Here is a 16,724-nt window from a genome sequence, read left to right as displayed (position 1 = left end):
TCACACCACCGGCACCCGCGTGAACCGCGCCGCCACCCGCAGCTCCCCCTCGATCCGGGCCGCCGTCTCCCTCAGTTCGGGCAGGAGGTCGCGGACGCACTCCGCGGTGGTCCGGCGGGTGGTGTGCATCGCGGTGTTCAGCGCCGCCACCACCGTTCCGCTGCGGTCGCGCACCGGGACGGCGATCGAGCGCAGCCCCTCCTCCAACTCCTCGTCGACGAGGGCGTATCCCTGCGCACGGACGTCGTCGAGCACCCGGGTGAGCGCCTCGGGGTCCGTCAGGGTGTGGGAGGTCAGCGGGCGCAGCTCGCCGAACTCCCGCTGTGGGGCGGGGAGTCCGGCCAGCAGGACGCGGCCCATGGAGGTGGCGTACGCGGGCAGCCGGGTGCCGACGGCGAGGTTCACGCTCATCACGCGCTGGGTGGCCACCCGGGCCGTGTACTGGATCTCGTGCCCCGAGACGCCGGGGGCCGTGAGCACCGCCAGGGACGCCGACTCGTGGATGCGCGCGGCCAGTTCCGCGAGGTGCGGTGTGGCGATCCGGGGCAGCGACGTCCGTGACAGCGGCGGGAAGCCCAGGGACAGCACCCGCGGTGTGAGCGTGAACGTGCGGTGCGGGGTCGCCGTCACCAGTCCCAGGTGCTCGTAGGTGATCAGCGCTCGGCGCGCGGTCGCCCGCGCCAGGCCCGTCGCCTTGGCCACCTCGGTCAGGGTCAGGGAGGCCCGGCCCTCGCCGAAGGCGGTCAGCACCGTCAGTCCGCGGGCCAGGGACTCGATGAACTCCCGGCCCAGTTCCTGTTTGGACGCCCCGGTCCACAGGGCCAGATCGCAGGGCGGCGGCTCCGTGTCGCCGGACGGCGCCTCCCGCAACTCCCGCTCCATGTCCGCCACCGCCGCCCGCAGCCGCGGCAGCAGCGTCTCGCGCAGGCCCGCCGCGGTGTGCCGGCTGGTGTGGCTCACGACGCTCGCCGCGCACGCGATCCGGCCGGTACGGGGGTCCCGTACCGGAACCGAGACGGCCACCAGGCCCGGCTCGATCAACTGGTCGTCCAGCGCCCAGTCGTCCGCGCCCGCCTGCCGTACCCGCCGTTCGAACTGCGCGGCGGGGGCGGCCTGTTCGCGCGGGGGTACGGCGGGAAAGCCGCGGTCCTCGGGGTCCGCCGCCCGGCGGGCGCGCCAGCCGGCCCAGTCGGTGGCCGTCCACTCCGTCGCGAACAGGGCGCCCGGCGCGGTGCGTTCGGCCGGGAGCAGGTCGCCGATGCGGAAGCTCAGGGACATCGCGCGGCGGCGGGTGTTCTGGTGGATGAAGCGGATGCCGTCGCGGTCGGCGACCGCGAGGGACACCGACTCGTCCAGTTCGTCGGCGAGTCGGTCGGCCCGGGCGTCCAGCAGTGCCGGCAGCCGCAGGGCCGCCAGATAGGCGTTGCCGAGCTCCATCAGCCGGGGGGTCAGGACCACGTCACGGCCGTCGACGCGGACGTGTCCCATCCGGGCCAGGGTCGAGGTGATGCGGTCGATCGTGGAGCGGGCGAGGCCGGTCGCGCGTTCCAGGGCGCTCGGGCTGAGGGTGCCGCCCGCCTCGGTCAGTTCCCGCAGCACGGCGACGCCGCGGATCAGCGGGGTGACCGCCTCGGCCGGTGCGGCGGCGGAGCCGGCCGAAGCCAGGGCGGCCGGGTGGTCCGTGGTGGTCTTCGCGGGCATCGGTTCTCCGGTACGGCGGTCGCGGGAAGGCCTACCGTAATCCCGGTCCGCCCCGGCCACTCACCCCCGCGTCACCCGCACCCGGCAATCCCCGGCCGGATCCCGGCGCCCCGGCCCGCGCACCCGGTAGCCCCCGGCCGGATCCCGGCGCCCCGCCCACCACCTCCGCGTCACCCGCACCCGGCAATCCCCGGCCGGATCCCCGCGCCCCGCCCACCACCTCCGCGTCACCCGCACCCGGCAATCCCCGGCCGGATCCCCGTACCCCGCCCACTCACCTCCGCGTCACCCGCACCCGGTAGTCCTCCGCCGGATCCGTCCCCATCACGCTGATCCGGATGCCCTTCCTCCGGTCCTCGAAGTCCTCGCCGGGGGTGAAGGGCGCGTCGGAGAGTTCCGCGTGGACGTTGGGGCTGCGGGTGCAGCCGCCGCTGTCGCGCTCGGAGTCGTAGACCGAGACCGGGCCCATGCCGGTGTCCACGTCCGCGTCGACCCGGTAGACCAGCACGCCCGGCCGGCACACCGCCTCGTCGTTGCCGTCGCGGGTGCGCAGCTCGACGGCGTATCCGGTGCGGCCGCTGACCGGCACGAAGAGCAGTTTGGGGCCGCCGGAGCGGGCCAGCGGGGTCAGCGTGTACTCGGTGGTGCCCGGCGTGGTCACACAGCTGACCTGGGAGGGGTCCAGCCAGCCCAGCTTCCACTTGTGCCAGCCGAGCAGGTCGTTGTTGGCGCCCCAGTCCTCGCTCATGATGTCCCAGTGGCCGACCGCGCCGCCGCCCTCGGCGGTGTAGAGGTCGGGCAGGCCGAAGACATGGCCGTTCTCGTGCGGCAGCACCCGGTAACCGGTGCGCGGGAAGGAACCGGAGCCGTCGTCCTGGCGGGAGTACACGAAGGACGCGTTGGCCACCGGCACCCCGTCGGCCACCGGCGCGTCCGGGTTCCCGGCGAAGGTCACCGACAGGACGGTGTCCAGCGCGGAGGGCCCGGCGTTCGGGGTGACCAGCACGTTCAGGAAGTCGTACGAGCGGAAGTCCACCTTCGGGTCGGCGGCGGCCACGATGTCCCGGACCAGCTCCCGGTAGCCGGGGTCGAAGGGGGCGCCGCGCTCTATGCCGTAGGAGCCGAAGGACTTCGGCATGCGCAGCCAGCCGGGGACCGGGGTCTCGGCGCGGTAGTCGAGACGGCCGTAGGAACTGGTGCGGAACCAGTCGCGGGTCTGCGGGAAGAACTCCTCGAAGCGGTCGAGCGCGCGGCCGCGGCCCGGGGCGTCCGAGAAGTCGATCATCAGGGTGAGGGCGCGGACCGTGCCGGTGGAGCGGGAGTAGCCGCCGGGGGTGGGCACGCCCTCCGACATCTGGACGGCGGTGCCGCCGCGGATCATGCAGGGGCCGTGGGCGGAGGTGCGGGCCGGCGCGACGGGGCCGGCTCCCGCGGGCGCGGGCGGGGGAGCGAGGTGCTCGGTGCCGGCCGAGGTGCAGACGCCGAGGGTCAGCGCGGTGACGGAGGCGAGGGAGGCGAGGCGGCGCGGTCGTATCCGGCTGGTCTGCTGCATGCACGGCCCTCTTCCGTCCCCGGCAGCCGCAGGTCCACGGGCTGCACCCTTCCGATCACCCTGTGTCGCGGGTGGGGTGGGCGCTCGCTGGAGAGGCCGAACGTGGGTTTCTCTCCGACCGTCTTGTGATTCAGGTCACATGAAATCTTTCCCTCAACCCGAAATAACCGGGGAGCGTCTCCCCGTTTAGACCTGTGTCCGCGCGAAACGGGGAAGCCTTCCCCGGATCGCCAACCCCCTGTCCGAGGAGTACGCCGTGACCGCGACCACTGTGCAGAAGAAGGTGACCCGGCCCCGCGCCGACGCCCTGCGCAACCGGGAGCGCATCGTCACCGCCGCCCGGGAGATGTTCACCGAGTTCGGCCCCGAGGTGCCGCTCGACGAGATCGCCCGCCGCGCCGGCGTCGGCAACGCCACGGTGTACCGCAACTTCCCCGACCGGGACGCGCTCGTCCGCGAGGTCGTCTGCTCCGTCATGGACCGGACGACGGAGGCGGCCGAGCTCGCGCTCGCCGAGACCGGGGACGCCTTCGAGGCTCTGGAACGCTTCGTGCACACCTCCGCCGACGAACGGGTCAGCGCGTTGTGCCCGATGGTCCAGAGCACCTTCGACCAGAACCACCCCGACCTGGAGGCCGCACGCGTGCGGTGCGAGGAGCTCATCGCGGAGCTCATGGACCGCGCCAAGGCGGCCGGACAGCTCCGCACGGACATCGGCGTCGGGGACCTGACGGTCGCCGTGGCGCAGCTCAGCCGGCCCCTGGCCGGCACCGACTGCCTCAACGTCGACCGGTTCGTCCACCGTCACCTTCAGCTCTTCCTCGACGGGCTGCGGGCCCCCGCCCGCTCGGTCCTGCCGGGCTCGGCCATGACCATGGAGGACCTGCGCCAGGCCTGACCGATTAGTACAGAGCGCCACCGCATCAATTAGTACAGAGCGCCACAGCATCGATTAGTACAGAGCGCCACCGCACCGACCAGTGCGGAGCACGCCACCGCACCGATTAGTCACAGCGCCACCGCACCGATTACTTCAGAGCGCCACAGCAGTCCTTGTCACGACGTTCGACGTTCACCGGCCGTCACCGAAGACGGACCGTCCCCTTGTCACTGCGTTTTTCCGTCACGAAGTCCCGAAGTGGGTACACCCATGTCTGAAACAGCCTCCAAGGCTCCCGGTTCGGTCGCCGGCACCGGCGACCCCAACCGCTGGAAGGCGCTCATCTTCATCGCGCTCGCCCAGCTGATGGTCGTCCTCGACGCGACCATCGTGAACATCGCCCTGCCCTCCGCCCAGACCGACCTGGGCATCTCCGACGGCAACCGGCAGTGGGTCGTGACGGCCTATGCCCTCGCCTTCGGTGGTCTGCTCCTGTTCGGCGGCCGGATAGCCGACCTGTGGGGCCGCAAGAACGCCTTCGTCGTCGGCCTGATCGGCTTCGCCGGTGCCTCCGCGCTCGGTGGCGCGGCCACCAACGAGGCCATGATGTTCGGCGCCCGCGCCCTCCAGGGCGTCTTCGGCGCGCTGCTCGCGCCCGCCGCGCTCTCCCTGCTGGCCGTGATGTTCACGGACGCCAAGGAGCGCGCCAAGGCGTTCGGCATCTACGGCGCCATCGCCGGTGGTGGCGGTGCGGTGGGCTTCATCCTCGGCGGTGTGCTGACCGAGTACATGGACTGGCGCTGGACGTTCTTCGTCAACATCCCGTTCGCCATCGCCGCCGCGCTGGGCGCGTACTTCGTCATCCGTGAGCCCGAGGGCGGCCGCAACCGCAACCCCCTCGACATCCCGGGCGTCCTGCTCTCCACTCTGGGCCTGGTCGCGCTGGTCTACGGCTTCACCCGCGCGGAGTCCGACGGCTGGGGTGACTCGGTGACCATCGGCATGTTCGTCGCCTCCGCGGTCCTGCTGCTCGCCTTCGTCGTCACCGAGGCCAAGGTCAAGGCCCCGCTGCTGCCGCTGCGCGTGGTGACCGACCGCAACCGCGGCGGCATCTACCTCTCGCTCGGTATCGCGATCATCGCGATGTTCGGCACGTTCCTGTTCCTGACCTACTACCTGCAGATCGTGAAGGGCTACACGCCGATCAAGACCGGCTTCGCCTTCATGCCGATGATCGTCGGCATGATGGTCGGCTCCACCCAGATCGGCACCCGCCTGATGACCCGGCTGCCGGCCCGCATGCTGATGGGCCCCGGCTTCCTGGTCGCCGCGGTCGGCATGCTGCTCATGACGCAGCTGGAGATCGGTTCGTCGTACGCCTCGATCATCCTGCCCGCGATGCTGCTGCTCGGTCTCGGCATGGGTACGGCGTTCATGCCCGCCATGTCCCTGGCCACCCTGGGCGTCGAGCCCCGGGACGCCGGTGTCGCCTCCGCGATGGTCAACACCTCGCAGCAGGTGGGCGGCGCGATCGGTACGGCTCTGCTGAACACGATCGCCGCGTCCGCCACGACCACCTACGTCGCCGACCACATCGGCTCCGCGGCCTCCCCGGCGCAGGCCCGGCTGGTGGCGCTGGAGGGTCAGGTGCACGGCTACACCAACGCGATCTGGTTCGCCGTCGGCATGCTGGTCCTGGCCGCGGTCATCGTGGTGACGCTGGTCACCGCCGGCAAGCCGGAGGACCACGCGGTCGCCGGTTCCGGTGAGGCGATCGAGGACGAGTTCCAGGTGCCGGTCGTCGCCCACTGACGACGACCGTCGGGTCGTACCCCTTCCGGGTCTCGTACGTACGGGGACGGGGACGCTCCGTACGTACGACCCAGGGCCTGCCCCGCTGTGACTGAGCGAACCGCTCAGCGCAGCCAGGGCAGGTCCGCACCCGCTTCGTTGGGCTGAAGTCCCTCGGCGACGATCTCCATGATCTCGCCGAGGGACTTCTGCTGTTCCGGGGTCAGCCGGTCGAACACGGCGTTGCGTACGACGGCCACATGGCCCGGCGCGGCCTGCGCGAGCATCCGCCGGCCCTCCTCCGTCAGCACCGCGAACTGGCCGCGCTTGTCGGAGGGGCAGTCCTCGCGGCGGACCCAGCCGTTCTTCTCCAGCCGGGCGATGGCGTGCGAGAGCCGGGATCGGGTGATCTTGGCGTGCATGGCCAGCTCGGTCATGCGCAGCCGCCGCTCGGGGGACTCGGCGAGCTTGACGAGAAGGCCGTAGTAGATGTGCGGCATGCCCGCGTCACGCTGGAGCTGGCGGTCCATGTGGTCCTCGAGCAGCGTGGTGGCGTGCAGGTAGGAGCGCCAGACGCGCTGTTCCTCGGCGGTGAGCCACTTCGGCTCCTCGGCGGTGGTGGAGGGGGATGCCGTGTTCATGGGTTCCACTGTACGAGAGCTCTCCTTGAATGTTAAACAAGTTCGGCGTACACTTTTTTCCTCAGGAGTTTTAGACTTCAAGTAATTCCGTCCGGAGGAAGCCGCCATGTCCACCGCCACCCAGGAACGCATGCCCGCGCTCTACCTCAGCCATGGCGCCCCGCCCCTCGCCGACGACCCGGTCTGGCCCGGCGAACTCGCCGCCTGGTCCGCCGGCCTGCCGCGCCCCCAGGCGATCCTCATGGTCTCCGCCCACTGGGAGGAGGCCCCGCTCGCGCTCGGCGCGGTCGAACCGGTCCCGCTCGTCTACGACTTCTGGGGCTTCCCCGAGCACTACTACCAGGTGCGCTACGAGGCTCCCGGCGCCCCGCGACTCGCCGAGTCCGTACGCAAGCTGCTGCGCGCACCCGGCGTCCCCGTCCAGGACGTCCCGGACCGCGGCCTCGACCACGGCGCCTACGTCCCGCTCGTCGAGATGTTCCCCGAGGCCGACATCCCGGTCCTGCAGATCTCCATGCCGACCCTGGACCCGGTGCGGCTGATGGACATCGGCCGCAAGCTCGCGCCGCTGCGCGACGAGGGCGTGCTGATCGTCGGCTCCGGGTTCTTCACCCACAACCTGGCCGCGCTGCGGCACACCGGCGGGGGAGTGCCCAGCTGGTCCACCGAGTTCGACGACTGGGGCCGGTGCGCGCTGGACTCCGGTGATGTCGACTCCCTGCTCGACTTCCTCCACAAGTCCCCGGCCGGCCACCTGGCACACCCGCGCACCGAGCACTTCGCACCCCTGTTCGTGGCGATGGGGGCCGCCGAGGCGGCCGGTGAGCTCGGGGAGCAGCGGTCGGTGATCGACGGGTTCTGGTTGGGGATGGCGAAGCGGTCGGTGCAGTTCGGCTGAGACCCGCTCACAGCTCCTTCTCGAACCAGGCCACGTCCCAGTAGCGACCGAACTTCCTGCCGACCTCCCGGTAGGTGCCGACGTGCCGGAAGCCGAACCGCTCATGCAGGCGCCGCGAGGCCTCGTTGGGCTGGGCGATACCGGCGTAGGCGCGATGGACGTCCTCGTCGGCCAGCGCCTCGAACAGGGCCTTGTACAGGAGCGTGCCGATGCCGCGGCCGCCCGCGTGCGGGGCGAGGTAGATCGTCACCTCGACGGAGGTGGCGTAGGCGGCCTTCGGACGGAACGGGCTGGATGTGGCGTAACCGAGAATTTCGTGTGAGTCCGCGTCAGCGGCAACTTTCAGGAGGTGCGGACCGTCTTCAGGGTGGGAGAGCAGCCAAGGGCGTCGCTCTTCCGGAGTGAAGACAGACGTGTCGAATGTGATCGGCGTCTCACGTACATAGTGGTTGTAGATGTCCGTGAGGGCCGTGAGGTCGGCCTCGACTCCTGGCCTGACCTGCACCTCTGTACGCTCCGTCATCGCCCGCCCTCCCCGTGTGGCCGCACAGGGTACTGCATGATCAGAAAAATAGTGGCGCGGGTTGGGAATTCTGTCCTGATTCCAGTCGTTGTTTCCATCGGATGCAGGGCACCCGAGGACAGTGCCGAAGACGCGCCAGGCGTCCACAGGACCACCCGCCAGCCCAAAACCGCAAGGGAGCACGCATGGCAACCCGTGCCGTCGCCCGTCGTCAGTCCGCCACTGGCGGGACTCACGCGGCAAACAGTGTTCGCGCCCGTGGCGGCGAGATCGCCGATCGCGACCTGGTCGGCATGTACCTCGACGAGATCGCGCGTACGCCGCTGCTCGACGCCGCCAAGGAGGTCGAGCTGTCACAGATCATCGAGGCGGGTGTGTTCGCACGACAGGTCCTCGACGGACTCGAGGAGGCCCGGGCGGACGCCACCCGCGAGGAGCTGGAGGCGCTGGTCGCCGAGGCCGAGCGGGCCAAGGACGTCTTCATCCGCTCCAACCTCCGCCTGGTCGTCGCCGTCGCCCGCCGCTACCCGCGGGCCGGCCTGCCCCTGCTCGACCTGATCCAGGAGGGCAACGCGGGCCTGGTGCGCGCGGTGGAGAAGTTCGACTACCGCAAGGGCTTCAAGTTCTCCACGTACGCGACCTGGTGGATCCGCCAGGCCATCACCCGCTCGATAGCCGACCAGTCCCGCACCATCCGCCTCCCCGTCCACCTGGTCGAGGAACTGGGCCGGATCCGCCGTGTGCAGCGCGAGTTCAACCGCGAGCACGGCCGGGACCCGGAGCACGCGGAGATCGCCGCCGAGCTCGGCTCGAACCCGGAGCGGGTCACGGACGTCCTGGACTGGGCCCGCGACCCGGTCTCGCTGAACATGCCGGTGGACGACGACGGCGACACCCAGTTCGGCGACCTGCTGGAGGATGCCTCCGCGGTCTCGCCCGAGCAGTCGGTGCTGACGCTGCTGCGCAGCGAGGAACTGGACGACCTGATCGGCCGCCTCGACCAGCGCACGGCCTCCATCATCAAGATGCGCTACGGCATCGAGGACGGCCGGGAGCGCACGCTGACCGAGGTAGGCAAGGAACACGGCCTCACGCGCGAGCGGATCCGGCAGATCGAGAAGCACGCGCTGCTCGAACTGAAGAAGCTGGCCCGGGACACCGGGTTCGACGCGGCGGCGTAAGGGTTGGGACACGGCTCGCCTCACGGGCCGTGTGCCCGCGTGCGCCGGTTCGCGAAAGCGGCGCAAACACAGCGGTCCCCGACTGCTTCAACAGGTGGAACCCTGGGAACAAGACTTCAGGGCCCACCAGTTCGACTCCCGGACGACGGTCCGGGCCCCGATGACCAAGTCCCGCCGCAACCCCCCCGGCGCCGGGACTCTCCCTGAGCCGGACTTCGGCGCCCTCCCCCCGGGCGCCGGGGTCCGGCTCTGCCCCTGTTCCAGGGCTACGGATTCAGGGGTGCGGGGCCCAGTTCGCGGGGCGTCCGTGCGGCCGGGCATGCTGGGCGGCGGGCTTCCCCGTACCTGAACCCCGGGGACGCCCGCCGGATGGCAGATTGTGTCACATGGGCATAGCTTGCCGGTGTGAGCGGGCCCACGTGCAGCGGAGCGGGGCGCCTCAGTCGCCCGCCGCCCGGGTCAGCCGTGCACCCAGGTCCCGTACACAGCGCACCAGTTCCTCCGGCTCCCGGACCGTGAAGTCGCAGCCCACCGTGGCCAGCCGCACCGCCATCCACTCCACGGCGTCCCCCACGGTGGCCCGCAGCCGGCACCGGTCGTCCCCCAAGGGCTCCGGTGTCCCCAGCCACCCGGGCAGCCGGGCCGCCACGAAGTCGGCCGAGGCCTCGAAGGTCGCCTCGAACCCGTACGTCTCCTGCCGCCGGTACATCGACTGCCGCAGAAACTCCGCCGCGCTCCCCGTCGGCAACTCCCGCGGCGTGAACCGCGCCCCGGTCGCGAACGGCTCGCTCACCCGGTCGACCCGGAACGTCCGCCAGTCGGCGCGATCGAGGTCGTACGCGACGAGGTACCAACGCCGTCCCGTCGACACCAGCCGGTACGGCTCCACCACGCGCCGCGAGTCGACCCCGTCCTTCGCCCGGTAGGCGAACCGCAGCCGCTCGTGCCCGGCCACCGTGGACGCCATCACCGTCAGGGTCTCCGGCGCGATGCTCGCCCCGTCCCCGCTGGTCAGCGGGGTGGTCGCCGCTTGCAGGGTGGACACCCGGTGGCGCAGCCGGGACGGCAGCACCTGCTCCAGCTTCGCCAGCGCCCGCACCGAGGCCTCGTCGACGCCCTCCAGCGCGTGCCCGGCACCCGCCCGCAGTCCGACCGCGATCGCCACCGCCTCCTCGTCGTCCAGGACCAGCGGCGGCATCGCCTTGCCCGCGACCAGCCGGTACCCGCCGTCGGCGCCCTTCGTCGCCTGCACGGGATAGCCCAGCTCGCGCAGCCGGTCGATGTCCCGGCGCACGGTACGGCGGGAGACGCTCAGGCGGTCGGCGAGCTCGCCGCCCGGCCATTCCCGCGGGGTCTGGAGGAGGGAGAGGAGCTGGAGGAGCCGAGCCGGGGTGTCCGTCGTCATGAGTTCGAGGATGCCGTAGAACTAGGACACGATCTGACCTATTGCGGCCGTAGCTTCGCGGCATGACCTCCACCGAAATCCCGGGAGCCATGGCTTCCACGTCTGACCGGCGTCGCTGGTTCGCCCTCGCGATCGTGATGACCGCGGCCTTCATGGACCTCGTCGACGTCACGATCGTCAACATCGCGATCCCGTCCATCCAGGCCGACGCGGGCGCGTCCGTCAGCCAGATCCAGTGGATCACCGCGGGGTACGCGCTCGCCTTCGCCGCCGGACTGATCACCGGCGGACGGCTCGGCGACATCCACGGTCGCAAGCGGCTGTTCCTCCTCGGCATCGGCGGCTTCACCGTCGCCTCCGCGCTCTGCGGCTTCGCCGCGAACCCGGAGATGCTGGTCGCCGCGCGCATCCTCCAGGGCGGCATGGCGGCGCTGATGGTGCCGCAGGTCCTGTCGATCGTGCACGCCACCTTCCCGGCGGAGGAGCGCGGCAAGGTGTTCGGGCTGTTCGGCGCGATCGTGGGCCTGGGCGCGGTCTCCGGACCGCTGCTCGGCGCGCTGCTGACGGAGTGGAACCTGTTCGGTCTGGAGTGGCGCCCGATCTTCCTGATCAACCTGCCCGTCGGCATCGCCGGCCTGATCCTCGGCAGCCGCTACATCACCGAGTCCAGGGCACCGCGCGCGCTGAAGCTGGACCTGGTGGGCGTCGCCCTGGTGACGCTCGGACTGCTGATGCTGCTCTACCCGCTGACGCAGGGCCGTGAGCTGGGCTGGCCGCTGTGGGGATACGTGTCGATGGCGGGTGCGCTCGTCGTCTTCGGGGTGCTGGTGGCGTACGAGCGGCGCAAGAGCGCGCGGGACGGCTCCCCGCTGGTCGAACTGTCGCTGTTCAAGGTGAAGAGCTTCGCGGCGGGCATCGCGGTGCAGACCGTCTTCGGGATCGGGCTCGGCATCTTCTTCCTGGTGTGGACGCTCTACATGCAGACCGGTCTGGGCTGGCGTCCCCTGAAGGCGGGCCTGACCGGCGTCCCGTTCTCGATCGCGGTCTCCGTGGCGGCCGGGCTGTCCGTGCAGAAGCTGGTGCCGCGCTTCGGCCGCAAGGTGCTCCAGGCGGGCGCGCTCACCATGGCGGCGGGCGTCCTGCTCTACCTCTGGGAGGCCGACCGCTACGGCATGTCCATCGCCCCCTGGCAGATGGCCCTGCCCCTGGTCGTGATGGGCGTCGGCATGGGCCTGATCTTCGCGCCGCTGACCGACATGGTGCTGTCGGGGGTGCCCCGCGAGCACGCCGGCTCGGCGTCCGGCCTGATCAACACCGTGCAGCAGATGGGCAACGCGCTGGGGCTGGGCCTGGTCTCGGTGGTCTTTTTCGGCACGATCGCCGACGATCTGCGGCCCGTCGACGTGGGCCCGGCGTTCGTGGACGCCTTCCAGGGCGCGCTGTGGTGGGTGGCCGCGATCATGGGCGTGATCTTCCTGCTGATGTTCGCGCTGCCGAAGCGGGCGGTGCAGCACGTGGAGGGGGCCGAGGCAGCGCAGGCACCCACGGGTCCCGTGGGGCAGAAGGAGCCGGAGCTCGTCTGACCACAGAGGAAAAGGCCCGGCACCTGGGTTCCACCCGGGGCGCCGGGCCTTCCGTCTGCCGTGAGCAGGCCCGACGCATGATCCGGGGGCGGGCCCGGAAGTCCGTTCCTGCCCGACCCTCAAGCCCGTTCATGTCCGGGTGATGCCCGGACCTGTTTACTTTCCGGAAATCCGGGCGTAGCCTCCGAGCGAAACCACAAGTTCGGGCACCGACCGGGAGCGGTCGGACATTGAGTCGGAGGCGACGGAGATGTACGCACCGGAGCGGCAGCAGGAGATCCTCCGGCTCGCGCGTGACGGCGGGCGGGTGGACGTGGTGTCGCTGGCCGAGGAGTTCCAGGTCACCGCGGAGACGATCCGCCGCGACCTCAAGGCCCTCGACCGCGCGGGCCTTCTCCGGCGGGTGCACGGCGGCGCCATCCCCGCCGGGCGCCTCGACTTCGAGCCGGACCTCGCCGAACGCGAGACGACGGCGGCCGACGAGAAGGACCACATCGCCAAGGCCGCCCTCGCGGAACTGCCGACCGAGGGCACCCTGATCCTCGACGCCGGTACGACGGTGGCGCGCCTCGCCGCCGCCGTCCCGCTGGAGGCGTCCCTCACCGTCGTCACCCACAGCCTGCCGATCGCGGCCCGCCTCGCCGACCACCCCGGCATCCAGCTCCACCTCGTCGGGGGGCGCGTACGGCACCGCACACGCGCGGCCGTCGACGCCTGGGCGCTCCGCGCCTACGGCGAGATCCGGGCCGATGTCCTGTTCGTGGCGGCCAACGGCTTCTCCGCCGACCACGGCCTGACCACCCCCGACCTCGCCGAGGCCGCGGTGAAGCGGGCGGCCGTGGCCGCCGCCCGGCGCGTGGTGCTGCTCGCCGACTCCTCCAAGCACGGCCAGGAGCACTTCGCCCGCTTCGGTGACCTGAGCGACGTGGACCTGCTGATCACCGACAGCGGGCTGAGCCCCGAAGACGCCACCGCGATCGAGCGCGGCGGCACGGAAGTAGTGCGCGCATGATCCTCACCGTCACCCCGAACCCGTCCCTGGACCGCACCTACGAGGTCCCCTCACTCGACCGCGGCGAGGTCATCCGCGCCACCGGCGAGCGCATGGACCCGGGCGGCAAGGGCGTCAACGTCTCGCGCGCCGTGGCGGCCGCCGGGCAGCGCACGGTCGCGGTGCTGCCCCTGGGTGGTGCGCCGGGCGCACTGGTGGCGGACCTGCTCGACGCGCAGGGCATCGAGGTCGCGCCGGTCCCGGTCGCGGGCGCCACCCGCTCGAACATCGCGCTCGCGGAGGCGGACGGGGTGCTCACCAAGATCAACGCGCCGGGTCCGGAGCTGTCGGTCCAGGAACAGGAACTGCTCCTGGAGACAGTGCGGACGCAGTCACGCGACGCGGACTGGATCGCCTGCTGCGGGAGCCTGCCCCGGGGGCTCGCACCCTCCTGGTACGCCGAGGTCGTCGCGCGGGCCCACGCCGGAGGCGCGCGGATCGCGCTGGACACCTCGGGGCGTGCGCTGCTGGAGGCGCTGCGCGAGCGGCCCGACGTGGTGAAGCCGAACGCGGAGGAGCTCGCGGAGGCCGTCGGGCGCCCCCTGTCCACGGTGGGCGACGCGGTGAAGGCGGCCGAGGAGTTGCGCGAGATGGGCGCACGCGCCGTGCTCGCCAGCCTGGGCGCGGACGGGCAGTTGCTCGTCGACGGCGCGGGCGCCTGGTTCGCGAGCGCCCGCGTGGACGCCGTCCGCTCCAACGTGGGCGCCGGCGACTCCTCCCTGGCCGGCTTCCTCATCGCCGGCGGCAGCGGCCCGGAGGCACTCGCCTCGGCGGTCGCCCACGGCGCGGCGGCGGTACAGCTGCCGGGCAGCGTGATGCCGACACCGGACGACCTGGACCCGGCGGCGGTCTCGGTGACGGCCGAGGTACCGGTCGACCGCGCGCTGAAGGAGCCGGTGTCATGAGAAACCTGACAGCTCCTACGACGGTGTCGGCGCTGGTGGTGCGTGGCGCGGGTACGACGGTGTCGGCACCGGTGGTGTGCGGCGCGGGTACGACGGTGTCGGCGCCGAGGGTGTGCGACGCGGGTGCGTCCGTGTCGGCGCTGGTGGTGCGTGGCGCGGGCACCTCCCTTTCGGCACCGGCGGCGAGCGACGCACTCTCCGATGAACCGGCCATGATGCGGCGAGGCTCCCCCTTACTCGTCGCGGCCTGCGGGAGGCAGGGCCACCTGAGCCGCCCTGCCACCCGGTGGGGGCGGGGCTTCCCCGGCTCCGCCCTCACCACCACCCACCGCACCCCGGTCACCCCCGTCCCCACCCCCGCCCCCGCCCACCTCTCTCCCCGGGCGATACGCGTGCGAAGGAGCCCGCGATGAGCGACATGATCACCGCGGACCTGGTCGATCTCGACCTGTCCGCCCCCACCAAGGAAGCGGCGGCACGCGCCCTCGCGGAACGCATGGTCGCCCTGGGCCGGGTGACCGACCTGGAGGGCTTCCTCGCCGACGTCGCCGCCCGCGAGGCACAGATGCCGACCGGCCTCGACGGCGGCATCGGCATCCCGCACTGCCGCAGCGAGCACGTCACCGAGCCCACGCTCGCCTTCGGGCGCAGCACCGCCGGGATCGACTTCGGCGCGGCGGACGGCCCCGCCGACCTGATCTTCCTGATCGCGGCGCCCGCCGGGGCCGACGACGCCCATCTGACGATCCTGTCCTCGCTGGCGCGGCAGCTGATGAACGCCGAGTTCACCGACGCACTGCGGGCGGCCACGGACGCGGCGAGCGCGGCGGCACTGATCCGTGGGGATGCGCCGACGGGGAGCGCGAGCGCCGCATCTGCCGGTGCCGCTTCTGCCGGTGTCCCTTCCGCGGGCGCGGCTCCCGGGGGCGCGCAGGGCGCGGTGAGCGCTCCTGCGGGCGCCCCTTCAGACTCCGTGGCGGCATCGGGGGCGGCCTCCGCCGATGCCGCCACGGGTGACCCGGCCCCGGCGCCGGGCGCCGGCCTGGACTTCGGGAAGGCGGACGCCAAGGACGCTGACGCCGCGGACGCGCGCCCCTTCCGTATCGTCGCCGTCACCTCCTGCCCGACCGGCATCGCCCACACGTACATGGCGGCCGAGTCCCTGGAGAACGCGGGCCGCGAGGCCGGCGTCGAACTCGTCGTCGAGACGCAGGGCTCGGCCGGTTTCACCCGGCTCGACCCGGCCGTCATCCAGGCGGCGGACGGCGTGATCTTCGCCCACGACGTCCCCGTACGCGACAAGGACCGCTTCGCCGGCAAGCCGACCGTCGACGTCGGCGTGAAGGCGGGCATCAACCGCCCCGCGGAGCTGATCAGCGAGGTGCGGGGCAAGGCGGCGCGGGGTGAGGTGACGGGCGCTGCCGCGCCGGGCGCGGGTACGCCGGTCGAGCGGGCCGGTGAGTCCGGCGACGGCTACGGCACCAAGCTGCGCAAGTGGCTCATGACCGGCGTGAGCTACATGGTCCCGTTCGTCGCGGCGGGCGGTCTGCTGATCGCCCTCGGCTTCGCCATCGGCGGCTGGGAGATCACCAAGGCGCCCTCGGTCATGGAGCACTTCTCCTGGACCCAGGTCGACAGCTGGGGCGCCCTGCTGCTCCAGATCGGTCAGGTCGCGTTCGGCTTCCTCATCCCCGTCCTTGCCGGGTACATCGCTTACGGCATGGCGGACCGCCCGGGTCTGGTTCCCGGCTTCGTCGGCGGAATGATCGCTTCCAACATCGCCGCGGGCTTCCTCGGCGGTCTGGCCGCCGGTCTGCTGGCCGGTGCCGTGGTCCTCGCGATCCAGCGCATCAAGATCCCGCCGGTGCTGCGCGGCATCATGCCGGTCGTGGTGATCCCGCTGATCTCCTCGATCGTCGTCGGCTTCCTGATGTTCGTCGTGATCGGCAAGCCCATCGCCGAGGCCCAGAAGGGCATGACGGACTGGCTCTCCGGCCTCTCCGGCACCAACGCCGTCCTGCTCGGCATCCTGCTCGGCCTGATGATGTGCTTCGACCTCGGCGGCCCGGTCAACAAGGTCGCGTACGCCTTCGCCACCGCCGGTATCGCCGTCCAGGATCCCAGCGACTCCGCGATGAAGATCATGGCCGCCGTGATGGCCGCGGGCATGGTCCCGCCGCTGGGCATGGCGCTGGCGACCACCGTCCGCAAGAAGCTCTTCACCCACACCGAGCGCGAGAACGGCAAGGCCGCCTGGGTCCTCGGCGCCTCCTTCATCTCCGAGGGCGCGATCCCGTTCGCCGCGGCGGACCCGCTGCGTGTCATCCCGGCCTCGATGGCGGGCGGCGCTGTCACCGGCGCCCTGTCGATGGCCTTCGGTGCCACCCTGCGCGCCCCGCACGGCGGCATCTTCGTGGTCCCGCTGATCGGCAGCCCGCTTCTCTACCTCGTCGCCATCGCCGTCGGCACCGCGATCACGGCCGGCCTGGTCATCGTCCTCAAGGGCCTGCGCAAGACGTCCCCGGACGGCACGGCCACCGGCACCGACGAGTCCGCGGCGGCTGCGGCGGCCGAGGTGAAGCAGCCCGTGGCGGCGTAAGCGACGGAAGGCGG

General features: G+C 71.7%; 14 protein-coding genes. 9 read left to right on the top strand and 5 right to left on the bottom strand.

Annotation, left to right across the window (positions count from 1 at the left end; genetic code table 11):
* Positions 1–1,701 (bottom strand): IclR family transcriptional regulator domain-containing protein, encoded by a 1,701-nt coding sequence (locus ACZ56U_RS17380; RefSeq protein WP_469084850.1) that lies wholly within the window; start codon positions 1,699–1,701, stop codon positions 1–3.
* Between the two features lie 274 nt (positions 1,702–1,975).
* On the bottom strand, positions 1,976–3,253 hold the full coding sequence (locus ACZ56U_RS17375; protein ID WP_469084849.1) for a M6 family metalloprotease domain-containing protein: 1,278 nt from the start codon (positions 3,251–3,253) through the stop codon (positions 1,976–1,978).
* Positions 3,254–3,509: 256 nt separating this feature from the next.
* Between ACZ56U_RS17375 and ACZ56U_RS17370 the strand changes: the two genes are divergently transcribed.
* Both ACZ56U_RS17370 and ACZ56U_RS17365 read left to right on the top strand, forming a co-directional pair.
* Positions 3,510–4,151: a TetR/AcrR family transcriptional regulator gene (locus ACZ56U_RS17370; protein WP_391234319.1), complete on the top strand. Its 642-nt coding sequence runs from the start codon at positions 3,510–3,512 to the stop codon at positions 4,149–4,151.
* A gap of 252 nt (positions 4,152–4,403) precedes the next feature.
* Positions 4,404–5,945 carry an MFS transporter gene (locus ACZ56U_RS17365; RefSeq protein WP_469084848.1) on the top strand — a complete coding sequence of 514 codons (1,542 nt, stop codon included), beginning with the start codon at positions 4,404–4,406 and terminating at the stop codon, positions 5,943–5,945.
* A 104-nt stretch (positions 5,946–6,049) separates the two neighbouring features.
* On the opposite strand, the gene ACZ56U_RS17360 is transcribed toward ACZ56U_RS17365, so the two are convergent.
* Positions 6,050–6,565, bottom strand: a complete 516-nt coding sequence (locus tag ACZ56U_RS17360) for a MarR family winged helix-turn-helix transcriptional regulator (RefSeq protein WP_469084847.1) — start codon at positions 6,563–6,565, stop codon at positions 6,050–6,052.
* 106 nt (positions 6,566–6,671) lie between these two features.
* Between ACZ56U_RS17360 and ACZ56U_RS17355 the strand changes: the two genes are divergently transcribed.
* The gene (locus ACZ56U_RS17355; RefSeq protein ID WP_469084846.1) at positions 6,672–7,463 is read left to right on the top strand and encodes a dioxygenase family protein; all 792 of its coding nucleotides are present in this window, start codon (positions 6,672–6,674) and stop codon (positions 7,461–7,463) included.
* A 7-nt stretch (positions 7,464–7,470) separates the two neighbouring features.
* Here ACZ56U_RS17355 and ACZ56U_RS17350 read toward each other — a convergent pair whose 3' ends face one another.
* Positions 7,471–7,986, bottom strand: coding sequence for a GNAT family N-acetyltransferase (locus tag ACZ56U_RS17350; RefSeq protein ID WP_469084845.1), 516 nt, complete (start codon positions 7,984–7,986; stop codon positions 7,471–7,473).
* Between the two features lie 185 nt (positions 7,987–8,171).
* Here ACZ56U_RS17350 and ACZ56U_RS17345 point away from each other — a divergent pair, with 185 nt between their 5' ends.
* Positions 8,172–9,167: a sigma-70 family RNA polymerase sigma factor gene (locus ACZ56U_RS17345; RefSeq protein WP_469084844.1), complete on the top strand. Its 996-nt coding sequence runs from the start codon at positions 8,172–8,174 to the stop codon at positions 9,165–9,167.
* Between the two features lie 439 nt (positions 9,168–9,606).
* Here ACZ56U_RS17345 and ACZ56U_RS17340 read toward each other — a convergent pair whose 3' ends face one another.
* Positions 9,607–10,572 carry a helix-turn-helix transcriptional regulator gene (locus ACZ56U_RS17340; protein ID WP_469084843.1) on the bottom strand — a complete coding sequence of 322 codons (966 nt, stop codon included), beginning with the start codon at positions 10,570–10,572 and terminating at the stop codon, positions 9,607–9,609.
* A gap of 62 nt (positions 10,573–10,634) precedes the next feature.
* On the opposite strand from ACZ56U_RS17340, the gene ACZ56U_RS17335 reads away from it, so the two are divergent.
* The 5 genes from ACZ56U_RS17335 to ACZ56U_RS17315 all read left to right on the top strand — a co-directional run bounded on the left by ACZ56U_RS17335 (position 10,635) and on the right by ACZ56U_RS17315 (position 16,710).
* A complete protein-coding gene (locus tag ACZ56U_RS17335) occupies positions 10,635–12,155 on the top strand; it encodes an MFS transporter (RefSeq protein ID WP_469084842.1) in 1,521 nt (506 codons plus the stop codon).
* A 250-nt stretch (positions 12,156–12,405) separates the two neighbouring features.
* Entirely contained in the window at positions 12,406–13,167 is a 762-nt protein-coding gene (locus ACZ56U_RS17330) for a DeoR/GlpR family DNA-binding transcription regulator (protein WP_469084841.1), read from the top strand.
* A complete protein-coding gene (pfkB, locus tag ACZ56U_RS17325) occupies positions 13,164–14,111 on the top strand; it encodes a 1-phosphofructokinase (RefSeq protein WP_469084840.1) in 948 nt (315 codons plus the stop codon). Before ACZ56U_RS17330 ends, pfkB begins: the two co-directional genes overlap by 4 nt.
* Positions 14,108–14,524 (top strand): hypothetical protein, encoded by a 417-nt coding sequence (locus ACZ56U_RS17320; RefSeq protein WP_469084839.1) that lies wholly within the window; start codon positions 14,108–14,110, stop codon positions 14,522–14,524. Before pfkB ends, ACZ56U_RS17320 begins: the two co-directional genes overlap by 4 nt.
* Positions 14,521–16,710 carry a PTS fructose transporter subunit IIABC gene (locus ACZ56U_RS17315; protein ID WP_469084838.1) on the top strand — a complete coding sequence of 730 codons (2,190 nt, stop codon included), beginning with the start codon at positions 14,521–14,523 and terminating at the stop codon, positions 16,708–16,710. Before ACZ56U_RS17320 ends, ACZ56U_RS17315 begins: the two co-directional genes overlap by 4 nt.
* Positions 16,711–16,724 lie beyond the last annotated feature (14 nt).

The organism is Streptomyces sp. NPDC034103 (genome assembly GCF_055575395.1).
The sequence above is the reverse complement of the archived record's forward strand: the minus strand, read 5'-3'. Positions and strand labels throughout refer to the sequence as shown.

What these genes read in the sequence shown, in the direction of transcription:
- ACZ56U_RS17380 (WP_469084850.1), bottom strand. Translation starts at nt 1,701, where the DNA reads ATGCCCGCGAAGACCACCACGGACCACCCGGCCGCCCTGGCTTCGGCC.
- ACZ56U_RS17375 (WP_469084849.1), bottom strand. Translation starts at nt 3,253, where the DNA reads ATGCAGCAGACCAGCCGGATACGACCGCGCCGCCTCGCCTCCCTCGCC.
- ACZ56U_RS17365 (WP_469084848.1), top strand. Translation starts at nt 4,404, where the DNA reads ATGTCTGAAACAGCCTCCAAGGCTCCCGGTTCGGTCGCCGGCACCGGC.
- ACZ56U_RS17360 (WP_469084847.1), bottom strand. Translation starts at nt 6,565, where the DNA reads ATGAACACGGCATCCCCCTCCACCACCGCCGAGGAGCCGAAGTGGCTC.
- ACZ56U_RS17355 (WP_469084846.1), top strand. Translation starts at nt 6,672, where the DNA reads ATGTCCACCGCCACCCAGGAACGCATGCCCGCGCTCTACCTCAGCCAT.
- ACZ56U_RS17350 (WP_469084845.1), bottom strand. Translation starts at nt 7,986, where the DNA reads ATGACGGAGCGTACAGAGGTGCAGGTCAGGCCAGGAGTCGAGGCCGAC.
- ACZ56U_RS17345 (WP_469084844.1), top strand. Translation starts at nt 8,172, where the DNA reads ATGGCAACCCGTGCCGTCGCCCGTCGTCAGTCCGCCACTGGCGGGACT.
- ACZ56U_RS17340 (WP_469084843.1), bottom strand. Translation starts at nt 10,572, where the DNA reads ATGACGACGGACACCCCGGCTCGGCTCCTCCAGCTCCTCTCCCTCCTC.
- ACZ56U_RS17335 (WP_469084842.1), top strand. Translation starts at nt 10,635, where the DNA reads ATGACCTCCACCGAAATCCCGGGAGCCATGGCTTCCACGTCTGACCGG.
- ACZ56U_RS17330 (WP_469084841.1), top strand. Translation starts at nt 12,406, where the DNA reads ATGTACGCACCGGAGCGGCAGCAGGAGATCCTCCGGCTCGCGCGTGAC.
- pfkB (WP_469084840.1), top strand. Translation starts at nt 13,164, where the DNA reads ATGATCCTCACCGTCACCCCGAACCCGTCCCTGGACCGCACCTACGAG.
- ACZ56U_RS17320 (WP_469084839.1), top strand. Translation starts at nt 14,108, where the DNA reads ATGAGAAACCTGACAGCTCCTACGACGGTGTCGGCGCTGGTGGTGCGT.
- ACZ56U_RS17315 (WP_469084838.1), top strand. Translation starts at nt 14,521, where the DNA reads ATGAGCGACATGATCACCGCGGACCTGGTCGATCTCGACCTGTCCGCC.